Below are 11453 nucleotides of genomic sequence, written 5' to 3'. Positions count from 1 at the left end.
CAGAAAGCAACCATGCGCGCAGACGATCCGACGCAGGCCAGACATGAACGATACGGCAGACGACAGCAGACCCGAAACACCGAGGTCAAGAGGCTCCGGCACCCAGACGGTCTATGACCGCCTGCGCCAGGAGATCCTTTCCATGCGCCTGGATCCCGGTAGCCCGCTCGATGAGGTACGGCTGTCGGAACGCTTCGGCATGTCCAGGACCCCCGTGCGCGAGGCGCTCCTGAGGCTCTCCTCCGATGGCCTGGTGACGACGCTGCCGAACCGCAACACGATCGTCTCGACGATCGATTTCGCCAGCCTGCCGCCCTATTTCGACGCCTTGACGCTGATGTACCGCGTCACCACCCGTGGAGCCGCCGGGCGCAGGGACCCGGCGCGCATGGCCGTTATCCGCCAGCGTCAGTGCGAGTTCGAGGCCGCGGTTCGGGCGCATGACGCCTATGCGATGATCGAGGCCAACCGCGAGTTCCATGTCGCCATCGCCGAACTCGCCGGCAATCCTTACTACACCGGCTTCTTCGGCCGCCTGCTCGACGAGGGCCGGCGTATCCTGCGGCTCTATTATTCCACCTTCGACGACCGGCTGCCGCTGCAATATGTCGAAGAGCACGAGGACATGATCGCCGCGATCGAGGCCGGAGACATCGAAAAGGCCGACCGGCTGGCGATTGCCCATGCGGCGCAGATCGTCCGGCAGATCCAGGACTATGTGGCGCGCGACATGCACAAGGCGGTGGCGATCGGCAATCCCTGACGCGAAGGGCCGGCCGTTTCATCCACCAAACATCTGAACGGGAAGAAGATATGACTGCCGAGACAAATGCCGATTCCGTCGTCGTCGGGGCCGGGATCGTGGGCGTCATGGCCGCCCTCTACCTGCAGGCCGAGGGGCGCAAAGTGCTGCTTGTGGAGCGCGAGGAGGTCGCGGCCGGAGCGAGCGCCGGCAATGCCGGCATCCTCGCCTTTCCCGAGATCATTCCCGTTGCCTCGCCCGGCATCATGTTCAAGGCGCCGAAATGGCTGCTCGATCCCCTGGGCCCGTTGAGCGTGCCGCCCACCTATGGGCTGAAGATCGCCCCGTGGCTCTTCCATTTCTGGCGCGCCAGTTCGCGCAAGGCCTTCGCCCATGGCATCGCCGCACAAACCGAGATGATGCACCTCGCCGCCGCCGAAATGCGGCGCATGAGAGAAACCCCGGAGCTTGCCGGCTTCTTCGACACGACCGGAACGCTGGATCTCTATGACAGCGAAGCAAGTTTTGACGCGGCAGCCTCCGACTGGCTGGAGAAGGAAAAGGCCGGGTTCCAGTTCACCAGCGTCGGACGGGCGGAGATCGATCGGCTGCAACCGGGCCTCGCCCCGCAGTTCCGCCATGCCATGTACTCACCCGCCGGCATCCAGGTGAACGATCCCAAAGGCCTGACCCGGGCGGTCGCCGATCTCGTGACCGCCCGTGGCGGCGCGCTGCGAAAGGGCGAAGTCAGGGACATTGCGCCGAATGCAGACGGTGCGATCATCACGCTTGACGACGGAGCGACGATCAAGGCTACGTCGGTTGTTGTCGCGGGCGGTGCCTGGTCGAAAACGCTTGCCGCACGGCTGGGTGATCCGGTGCCGCTGGAAACCGAGCGTGGCTATAACACGACGCTCCCCGCCCAGGCGTTTCCCCTCCAACGTCAGCTCTATTTCAACGACCATGCCTTTGTCGTCACGCCGCTCTCGGAGGGTATCCGTGTCGGTGGGGCGGTTGAACTGGGCGGCCTGGAGCTTGCCCCCAATTATCGCCGCTCGAAGGCATTGCTGGCCAAGGCCGCGCGCTTCCTGCCTGACCTGAAGACAGAGGGCGGACGCGAATGGATGGGATTCCGTCCCTCTATGCCGGATTGCCTGCCGGTCATCGGCCGTTCCAGCGCCAGCCCCGCCGTCCTTTACGCCTTCGGCCATGGCCATCTCGGCCTCACCCAGTCGGCGGCGACCGGCAGACTGATCGGCGAACTTGCCGCCGGCCGGCCCGCCAGCCTCTCCCTTGCCCCCTTCCGCCCCGGCCGTTTCCTCCGGGGTGGCTGAACCCACTCTCCCGACGATCCGAAAGAGAAATGCCGATGACCGCCCACCCGACCTTTGCCCCGATCTCGCCCGAGGAAAGAACCGAGCGCCTGACGCGGCTTCGGACAACTATTGTCGAAAAGGGGATCGGCGCCGTGCTGCTCGGCTCGACCGAAAGCCTGCGCTACTACACCGGACTGGTCTGGCATCAGAGCGAGCGCCTGCTCGGCGCCGTGGTCACGCCGACCGCGCTGCATTACATCGTGCCGGGGTTCGAGCAGAGCCGCGTCGAAAGCCTGCCGCACCTGCCGGGCGAGATCCATGTCTGGCAGGAAGAGGAGGATAGCGCCGCCCTCGTCGCCTCGCTCGTCGGGCCGCGCGACACACTGGCGCTCGACGATGCCCTGCCGCTGTTCGTCTATCACGCGCTCGCCAGGCGGTTCGGCGCGGACCGCCTGATCGACGGCGCCCCGGTTATTCGCCGCCAGCGCCTGCGCAAATCGCAAGCCGAGATCGCCATTATCCAGTATGCCATGAACCTCACGCTCGAGGTCCACAAGCGTGTTCACGCCCTGATCAAACCGGGTATCCGCGCCTCCGAAGTCGTCCGCTTCATCGACGACCAGCACCGCGCGGCGGGAGCCGAGGGCGGCTCGACCTTCTGCATCGTCTCCTTCGGGGAGGCCACATCCCTGCCGCACGGTGCCGACGGAGACCAGGTCTGCAAGCCAGGCGACGTCGTGCTGGTCGATACCGGCTGCCGCTTCGACGGCTATCATTCCGACCTGACGCGCACCTACATGCTCGACGAGCCGACCGCCGAGTTCGCGCGGATCTGGGCGATCGAGCGGGCGGCGCAGCAGGCGGTGTTTGATGCAGCTCATCTGGGCGCCCCATGCGAAAGCCTCGACGCGGCCGCCCGCGCTGTTCTCGTCCGCCACGGTCTCGGCCCGGACTACACATTGCCCGGCCTGCCCCACCGCGCCGGCCACGGCCTGGGCCTCGAGATCCACGAGCAGCCCTATATCGTCCGCGGCAACCGGACGCCGTTGGAAGAAGGAATGTGCTTCTCCAACGAGCCGATGATCGTCGTCCCCGGCCGCTTCGGCATCCGCCTCGAGGACCATATCCACATGACCGAGAGCGGGCCGCAATGGTTCACCCCGCCCGCCAAGGGCCCGACCGAGCCCTTCGCTTGATCGCCAGGATCTGCGCCCGGCTGAAGCCGGGCACCCCTGTGGGATATTAAGGCATCACTCACACTGCCTCCCACTCCATGAAAATTCCTGCGCCACCCCTCCTTGCCGTCTGTCGACAAATTGTATACTGATATATCACACCAACCCAAGGAGATTGCGATGACCACTGGCTGGCGCGGCGTTATTCCCGCTGTAACGACCCAATTCAACGAAGACCTGTCGATCGACTTCGAGAACACCCGCCGGGTGCAGGACGCGCTGGTCAACGACGGCGTGCATGGCCTGATCGTCATGGGCACCTGCGGCGAGAACAACTCGCTCGATCCGGATGAAAAGCGCGCCATCCTCAAGGGTGCCGTCGAAGTGGTCGCGGGTCGGGTTCCGGTCATCACCGGCGTCTCCGAATTCGACACCCGCCGCGCCGTCGCCTATGCCCGCGACGCGGAAAAGGCCGGCGCAGACGGACTGATGCTGCTGCCCGCCATGGTCTATGTGCCGAAGCCCGAGGAACTGGTCGCCCATTTCAAGACGGTCGCCGAGGCCACCTCGCTGCCGATCATGCTCTACAACAATCCGCCGGCCTATCGCGTCAACATCGGCGCCGACGTGCTGCGCGCGCTCGAAGGCGTGGCCAACATCAAGGCCGTCAAGGAAAGCGCACCCGATACCCGCCGCTTCACCGACCTCATCAATGAATTCGGCGACCGCTTCGACATCTTCGCCGGCCTCGACGACGTGGCCCTCGAGGGCATGATGCTCGGCGCCAAGGGCTGGGTCTCCGGCCTCACCAGCGCCTTCCCGCAGGAATCGGTCGCACTTGTCGCCGCGATCGACCGAGGCGATTGGGAAGAAGCCCGCCGCATCTACCGCTGGTTCATGCCGCTCCTCCACCTCGACGCCGAGCACGACCTGGTCCAGACCATCAAGCTCGCCGAACAGATCATGGGCCGCGGCTCCGAACGCGTCCGCATGCCGCGCATGATCCTTCAGGGCGCCCGGCGCGCCGAGATCACGGCCATGGTCCAAAAGGCAGCCGCCACCCGTCCGTCGAAGACGGCAAAGGCCGCCTGAGCCGCAGTCCGGCCCGTCCTGCAGAACTCCGGGCCGCCAGCCGCAACGCGCTGGCGGCCCTTTTTTTTCAACCCGACAGAAAGCCACCCATGTCCCAGGATCTCCAATACATCCGGCTCGAAGACGCCAAGCGGCTGGCCATCGACCTGCTTCGCGCGGCAGGACTTTCCGAAGGGCATGCCGAAGCGATCGCGAAGTCCGTCGTTTCGGCCCAGCGCGACGAGTGCTATTCGCACGGTCTGTGGCGTCTGCTCGGCTGCGTAGCCACCGTGCGCAAGGGCAAGGTCGATCCCAAGGCCGTGCCGACCATCGATGCTTCGGCACCCGGCATCGTCAAGGTCGACGCCAAATTTGGCTATTCCCTGCTCGCCTTCCGGGAAGGCCTTCCCGAGCTGATCGCCAAGGCCAGCCACCTCGGCATCGCCGCCATGGCGATCAACCACTGCTATCATTTCTCGGCGCTCTGGCCCGAAGTCGAAGAGATCGCCGAAGCCGGTCTCGTGGGGCTGGCGATGACGCCGAGCCACAGCTGGGTGGCGCCGGCCGGCGGAAAGAAGCCGGTATTCGGCACCAACCCGATCGCCTTCGGCTGGCCGCGCGTCGGACCCCACCCATTCGTCTTCGACTTTGCCACCAGCGCCGCCGCCCGTGGCGAGATCGAATTGCATCGCCGCGCCGGCAAGCCCATACCGCTCGGCTGGGCAATCGACAGCGACGGCAAGGACACGGCCGATGCGGCCAAGGCGATGGAGGGGGCCATGCTGACCTTCGGCGGACACAAGGGTTCGGCGCTGTCCGCAATGATCGAACTGATGGCCGGCCCGCTGATCGCCGACATGACCAGCGCCGAATCCATGGCTTTCGACGACGGCGCAGGCGTTGCTCCCTGCCATGGCGAACTGATCCTGGCGCTCGACCCCAAGGTCTTCCTAGGCGGCGCCATGGAAGAGCATATGCGCCGGGCCGAGGACATGTTTGACGCCATCACCGGTCAGGGCGCCCGCCTGCCCTCCCAGCGCCGCTACGACGCCCGCGCCCGCAATGAAAGCCTTGGCGTTCCGGTGCAGACCACCCTGCTCGATGAATTGAGGGCACTGTTGGCCTCGCTCGCCTGAGCCTCGCATGTGATGGCCCCGACGGGCTGTCGGAGGCATCTGCCAGGCCAATGATCGAGGCTGATCGAAAAGCCGTCGAAACTCTTTGAAAAAGGGTTGTGCTGACGATCGTTCACGGTCACATTGTCGATCGTCGGCTTGAGAGGTCTGACAACATGACAACACGGGAGGAGCATCCATCATGACGTCGCTGAGCGACAAGAAGGCCCTGATCACGGCAGCGGGCCAGGGGATCGGCCGGGCGAGCGCGCTTGCCTTTGCCCGCGCGGGCGCAAGCGTGGTGGCGACCGACATCAACGCCGACACGCTCAAAAGCCTGGCGACCGAAGCGAAGGAAGCCGGGCTTGCGATCGAGACCCGCGTGCTCGACGTACTGAAGGACGAAGGCGTCGAGACGGTTGTTTCGCAGACCGGCCCCTTCGACATCCTGTTCAATTGCGCCGGCGTCGTCCATGGCGGCACGGTGATGGACATGGTCGACAAGGATCTCGATTTCGCCTTCGACCTCAATGTCCGCGCCATGATCCGCACCATCCGCGCCGTGCTGCCCGCCATGCTGGAACGCGGTGACGGTTCGATCATCAACATGGCCTCGGTCGCTTCCAGCGTGAAAGGCGTGCCCAACCGCTGCGCCTATACCGTCACCAAGGCCGCCGTCGTCGGGCTGACCAAATCGGTCGCCGCCGACTACGTAACGCAGGGCATCCGCTGCAATGCGATCTGCCCCGGCACGGTGGAAAGCCCGTCCTTGCAGGACCGCATGCGCGCCCAGGGTGATTATGACGCCGCGCGCGCCGCCTTCATCGCCCGCCAGCCCATGGGCCGCCTGGGCACGCCGGACGAGATCGCCGATCTCGCCGTCTACATCGCCGGTGCCACCTATACTTCCGGCCAGGCCTTCGCCATCGACGGCGGCTGGACCATCTAATTCTTCTGGAAAGGACAAAACCCATGAAACTCATGCGCGTAGGCCAGCCCGGCCACGAAAAGCCCGCCCTGCTCGATAAGGACGGCAAGATCCGCGACCTGTCCGCCCATGTCGCCGAGATCGGCGGCGCAGCCATCTCTCCCGAAGGCCTTGCGAAGATCGCCGCCCTCGACCCGGCCTCGCTGCCGGAACTGTCGGCGGACGAGCGTATCGGCGCTTGCGTCGCCGGCACCGGCAAGTTCATCTGCATCGGCCTCAACTATTCCGACCACGCCGCCGAAAGCGGCATGGCCGTCCCGCCCGAGCCGGTGATCTTCATGAAGGCGACCTCGGCCATCTGCGGCCCGAACGACGACGTGCTGATCCCGCGCGGTTCGGAAAAGACCGACTGGGAGGTCGAACTCGGCGTCGTCATCGGCAAGACGGCCAAGTATGTTTCCGAGGCCGAGGCCATGGACTATGTCGCCGGCTACTGCGTCAGCCACGACGTGTCCGAGCGCGCCTTCCAGACCGAGCGTGCCGGCCAGTGGACCAAGGGCAAGTCCTGCGACACGTTTGGCCCGATCGGCCCCTGGCTGGTGACAAAGGACGAGATCGCCGATCCGCAGGACCTGAATATGTGGCTCAAGGTCAATGGTGAGACCATGCAGAACGGCACCTCCGCCACCATGGTCTACGGCATCGCCCACCTCGTTTCCTATCTCAGCCAGTTCATGTCGCTCCATCCCGGCGACGTCATCTCCACCGGCACGCCCCCCGGCGTCGGCATGGGCATGAAGCCGCAGCGCTTCCTCAAGGCCGGTGACGTGGTCGAGCTCGGCATCGAAGGTCTCGGAACCCAGAAGCAAACCTTCAAGGCCGACCGCTGAAACGAGATGTGACAGGTGGGCTGTCAACACGGCCTTCCTCCGTTCAAAACGCTCTTGGCAGTTTCAAAAACCTGTAGTACAGGTTTTTGAAACTCGTAGGACTAGCCATGAGCATTCCCCCTTCCGCGGCGCCGATCACGGGTGATCTCGTCACCGGCGCCGTAGCCCATATCTCCTCCCTGATCCGTCAAGGTGAACTGCGGCCGGGCGACCGCCTGCCGTCCGAGGCGAGCTTGAGCCAGGAACTCAAGGTTTCCCGCACCGTCGTGCGCGAGGCACTGCGCTCGCTCGCCGCACTACGCCTGATCGACCTGGGCGCCGGCAAGCGCCCGACCGTCGCCGTGCTCGACGACAGCTCCATGGCGCTGACCTTCCGCCACGGACTGTTCACCGACCAGATCGACATCCGCCAGTTGCTCGATGCCCGCCGCACGATCGAGGCACGCACCGCGACCCTCGCCGCCCTGTTGCGCACCGAGCGCGAGGCGGCCGAGATTCTCGGCCATGCCCGGGCCATGCAGGACGCGCTCGACCGCCCCGCCGTGGTGATGGAACACGACCTGGCGCTGCATCTCGCCATCGCCCGCGCCTCCCACAACCCGGTGTTCGCGCTCATCATCGGCGCCATCGAGGGGGTGATCGTCGAGACCTGGCCGATCGGCTGGAAGAGCCGCGCCGACGATCACGAGCGCATGGCGATGAACCGCCTGCATCTCGACCTCGCCCAGGCGATCGCCGATTCCGATCCCCAAGCCGCCACACGATTGATGAACCGGCATTTCGACGAGAGCCTGAAGGCGCTCGCCTCCGCCGGCCTGCTTTAGTATCCAGACAGGAGCCCTCCATGAAAATCACCCGCCTCGAAACGGTGCGCGTCGCCGAGCGCGCCAATCTTCTCTGGCTGCTCGTCCATACCGATGAAGGATTGACCGGACTTGGCGAGACCTTTTTCGGCGCCGAGACGGTCGAGGCCCATGTGCATGAATACATTGCGCCGCGCGTGATCGGCCGCGATCCGCTGGAGATCGACAGGCTGTCCGCCGATCTCGTCGGCTATCTCGGCTTCCGCTCGTCGGGCGCCGAGGTGCGCGGCAATTCGGCCTTCGACATCGCGCTCTGGGATCTGTTCGGCAAGGCCACCAACCAGCCGATCGCCCAGCTTCTGGGCGGCTTCACCCGCCGCGAGATCCGCACCTACAATACCTGCGCCGGAACCGAATACATCAAGAAGGCCACCGGCCAGACGACCGCCAATTACGGGCTTTCCGAGGGCCGCGACTATGACGACCTGAACGGTTTCCTCCATCGCGCCGACGAACTGGCCCATTCGCTGCTGGAGGACGGCATCACGGCGATGAAGATTTGGCCCTTCGATGCCGCCGCCGAGAAGTCGCGCGGCCAGTACATCTCCATGCCGGATCTGAAACAGGCGCTTCAGCCCTTCGAGAAGATCCGCGCCGCCGTCGGCGACAGGATGGACATCATGGTGGAGTTCCACTCCATGTGGCAGCTGCTGCCGGCCATGCAGATCGCCAAGGCTCTCACCCCCTACCAGACTTTCTGGCACGAAGACCCGATCAAGATGGACAGCCTGTCCAGCCTGAAGCGCTATGCCGAAGTGTCCCCTGCCCCGATCTCCGCTTCGGAGACACTGGGTTCGCGCTGGGCGTTCCGCGACTATCTGGAGACCGGAGCGGCCGGTGTGGTCATGCTCGACATTTCCTGGTGCGGCGGCCTGTCGGAAGCGCGCAAGATCGCCGCCATGGCCGAGGCCTGGCACCTGCCGGTCGCGCCGCATGACTGCACCGGCCCGGTCGTGCTCTGCGCCTCGACCCATCTGTCGCTCAATGCCCCCAACGCGCTGGTACAGGAGAGCGTGCGCGCCTTCTATCGTACCTGGTACCGGGATCTGGTCACTGCCCTGCCGGAAGTGAAGAACGGCATGATCACCGTGCCGCCGGGTCCCGGTCTAGGCATGGAACTCAACCCGGATCTCGAGCGGGCCTTTACGGTCTCCCGCCGCATCTCCGATGCATCCACCATCTGAACGCCGCAAGAACTCGACGGAAGAAGACAGAAATGACAAACACCTCTGAAACCCTCGGCAGCAGCCGATATCGCGCCATGGCAGGACCGGCGGTCATGCTGCTTGGCATGCTGATGTTCGCGCTCAACGATGCCATGGGCAAATGGCTCGTCGCCAGCTATGGCCTCGGCCAGGTCATCCTGATCCGTAGCATAGCCGCCTTGCTGATCCTTTCGCCTTTCCTCTGGCTTGCCGGCAGGAAGCCGATCCTCGAGGCGGAGCAGCCGATGATGCAGCTGGCCCGCGTCGTCTTTTCGACGATGGAGGTATTCTGCTTCTATTACGCGGTCATGTACCTGCCGCTCGCCGACGTCATGACCTACTGGCTGGCAGCCCCGATCTATGTCGCCGCCGCCTCGCCGCTTCTGCTCGGCGAAAAGGTCGGCTGGCGCCGCTGGAGCGCGATCTTCATCGGTTTCGTCGGCGTCATCATCACGCTCGAGCCGTCGAGCGCCATGTTCACCATGCCGGCGATCATCTCGATCATCGGCACTTTCGCCTTCGCCTTCATGCTGCTTTCCGGCCGCAGTCTGCGCGGCACGCCCGACAAGACGCTCGTTCTGTTCCAGGTGGGCGGCGCCGGCCTCGCCGGCCTCATCTTCGCGCCGTTCGACTGGACGCCGCTGACGTCCGTGTCCGAGATCGCGCTTCTCGGCCTGCTCGGCGTCGTGGCCATGGGCGCGCATATGCTGGTCAACCGCGCCCTGAAGATCTCGGATGCGGCAACGGTTGCCCCGCTGCAATATACACTGCTGCTCTGGGCGATCCTTTTCGGCTGGATGTTCTTCGGCGACGTGCCGCGTCTCACCATGCTGCTCGGCGCCGCCCTGATCGTCGGCTCCGGCATGTTCATCTTCTTCCGCGAACAGCAGTTGAAGCGTCGCGAGCCGGATCGCCCGCTCGACCTTCCCTGAACCGAGGGGCATCCGCCCGGTGAATTGAAAAGGGGGCCGCCTCCGATGCGGCCCCTTTTCGCTGCCCGGACCTCCGGTCGGTCGAGGCTGCCAAAAGGAAACGGCCCGGGAGGCTATCCTCCCGGGCCGTCTTCATTCTTGCCCGGCCGCGATTGACGCGGCCGGCATATCGGGATCGGCTTACTTGCGGATCTCGGCCAGGTTGGCGAGGATCGCATCGACGACGTCGGCGCCGATCTCGGCCTTGTGCTTGTCGTAGACGATCATCGACTTCTCGCGGATGCGGGCCTGTTCCTCGGCCGACAGAGTGTTGACCTCGAGACCGGCGGCCTTGATCTTCTCCAGCGACTTCTTGTTCAGATCCTGGATGACCTTGCGCTCTTCGTCACGTCCGACTGCCGCGCAATCACGAAGGGCTGCCTGCTCTTCCGCGGAATAGGTATCGAAGATCGCCTTCGAGAAGAGGAAGAGGAACGGCGTGTAGGCGTGGTTGGTCTCGGTGACGAACTTCTGCACTTCGTAGAACTTCGACGTGTCGATCGTCACATAGGGGTTTTCCTGTGCGTCGATCGCCTTGGTTTCCAAGGCCGAGAACACTTCGCCGAAGGCCATCGGGGTGGCATTGGCACCGAGATTCTGGAAGGTGTCGAGGAAGATGTTGTTCTGCATGACGCGAACCTTCATGCCCTCGAAATCTTCCCACTTGGTGACCGGGCGAACGGAGTTCGACAGGTTGCGGAAGCCGTTTTCCCAGTAGGCGAGGTTGATGAGGCCTGCTTCTTCGAGCTTCTTGTTCATCTGCGTGCCGAAGTCGCCGTCGAGAACCTTGTAGGCCTCGTCAGCGCTGGCGAACAGGAACGGAAGGTCGAAGACGCCGAGCGCCGGCACGATGCCGACCAGCGGCGAAGACGAGGTGACGACGGCTTCCTGAACGCCCGAGCGCAGGGCCTGAGTTGCCTGAAGGTCACCGCCGAGCGCGCCGCCCCAGAAGGCGGTGAGCTTGAGCTTGCCGCCCGACTTCTCGTCCAGGCAAGCCTGCATGGCCTTGATGCCGTTGCCGACGGGGTGATCGGCATTGATGCCGTTCGAAACGCGGATGTTGCGCTCGGAGAACTCGGCGAAGGCCGGCGCGGCGGCCGAGCATGCGAATGCGATGGCAGTCGTGGTCAGAAGAAGTTTTCTCATATTATCCTCCCATTGGATTGTTGAGTGAGAA

Annotated in this window: 11 protein-coding genes; 10 read left to right on the top strand and 1 reads right to left on the bottom strand. The window is 64.6% G+C overall.

Annotated elements, in window-relative coordinates; all coding sequences use genetic code 11:
* The first annotated feature begins 43 nt into the window (after positions 1 to 43).
* The 10 genes from RHIZ70P_RS15330 to RHIZ70P_RS15285 all read left to right on the top strand — a co-directional run bounded on the left by RHIZ70P_RS15330 (position 44) and on the right by RHIZ70P_RS15285 (position 10237).
* Positions 44 to 763 carry a GntR family transcriptional regulator gene (locus tag RHIZ70P_RS15330; RefSeq protein ID WP_115671342.1) on the top strand — a complete coding sequence of 240 codons (720 nt, stop codon included), beginning with the start codon at positions 44 to 46 and terminating at the stop codon, positions 761 to 763.
* A gap of 50 nt (positions 764 to 813) precedes the next feature.
* Positions 814 to 2076: an NAD(P)/FAD-dependent oxidoreductase gene (locus RHIZ70P_RS15325; protein WP_115671341.1), complete on the top strand. Its 1263-nt coding sequence runs from the start codon at positions 814 to 816 to the stop codon at positions 2074 to 2076.
* A 35-nt stretch (positions 2077 to 2111) separates the two neighbouring features.
* Positions 2112 to 3254, top strand: coding sequence for a M24 family metallopeptidase (locus RHIZ70P_RS15320; RefSeq protein ID WP_115671371.1), 1143 nt, complete (start codon positions 2112 to 2114; stop codon positions 3252 to 3254).
* A 159-nt stretch (positions 3255 to 3413) separates the two neighbouring features.
* Complete coding sequence (locus RHIZ70P_RS15315; RefSeq protein ID WP_115671340.1) at positions 3414 to 4325, top strand: dihydrodipicolinate synthase family protein; 912 nt, start codon at positions 3414 to 3416, stop codon at positions 4323 to 4325.
* 89 nt (positions 4326 to 4414) lie between these two features.
* Entirely contained in the window at positions 4415 to 5440 is a 1026-nt protein-coding gene (locus RHIZ70P_RS15310; RefSeq protein WP_115671339.1) for an Ldh family oxidoreductase, read from the top strand.
* Positions 5441 to 5621: 181 nt separating this feature from the next.
* Complete coding sequence (locus RHIZ70P_RS15305) at positions 5622 to 6368, top strand: SDR family oxidoreductase (RefSeq protein WP_115671338.1); 747 nt, start codon at positions 5622 to 5624, stop codon at positions 6366 to 6368.
* 23 nt (positions 6369 to 6391) lie between these two features.
* Positions 6392 to 7237 carry a fumarylacetoacetate hydrolase family protein gene (locus RHIZ70P_RS15300; RefSeq protein WP_115671337.1) on the top strand — a complete coding sequence of 282 codons (846 nt, stop codon included), beginning with the start codon at positions 6392 to 6394 and terminating at the stop codon, positions 7235 to 7237.
* A 107-nt stretch (positions 7238 to 7344) separates the two neighbouring features.
* Entirely contained in the window at positions 7345 to 8061 is a 717-nt protein-coding gene (locus RHIZ70P_RS15295; RefSeq protein ID WP_115671336.1) for a FadR/GntR family transcriptional regulator, read from the top strand.
* A 20-nt stretch (positions 8062 to 8081) separates the two neighbouring features.
* A complete protein-coding gene (locus RHIZ70P_RS15290; RefSeq protein WP_115671335.1) occupies positions 8082 to 9284 on the top strand; it encodes a mandelate racemase/muconate lactonizing enzyme family protein in 1203 nt (400 codons plus the stop codon).
* 77 nt (positions 9285 to 9361) lie between these two features.
* Positions 9362 to 10237 carry a DMT family transporter gene (locus tag RHIZ70P_RS15285; protein WP_115671370.1) on the top strand — a complete coding sequence of 292 codons (876 nt, stop codon included), beginning with the start codon at positions 9362 to 9364 and terminating at the stop codon, positions 10235 to 10237.
* A 180-nt stretch (positions 10238 to 10417) separates the two neighbouring features.
* Here RHIZ70P_RS15285 and RHIZ70P_RS15280 read toward each other — a convergent pair whose 3' ends face one another.
* Positions 10418 to 11422, bottom strand: coding sequence for a TRAP transporter substrate-binding protein (locus tag RHIZ70P_RS15280; protein WP_115671334.1), 1005 nt, complete (start codon positions 11420 to 11422; stop codon positions 10418 to 10420).
* Positions 11423 to 11453 lie beyond the last annotated feature (31 nt).

The sequence above is a fragment of the Paenirhizobium selenitireducens ATCC BAA-1503 genome (assembly GCF_900492185.1).
Classification (GTDB): Bacteria; Pseudomonadota; Alphaproteobacteria; order Rhizobiales; family Rhizobiaceae; genus Allorhizobium; species Allorhizobium selenitireducens_A.
The sequence above is the reverse complement of the archived record's forward strand: the minus strand, read 5'-3'. Positions and strand labels throughout refer to the sequence as shown.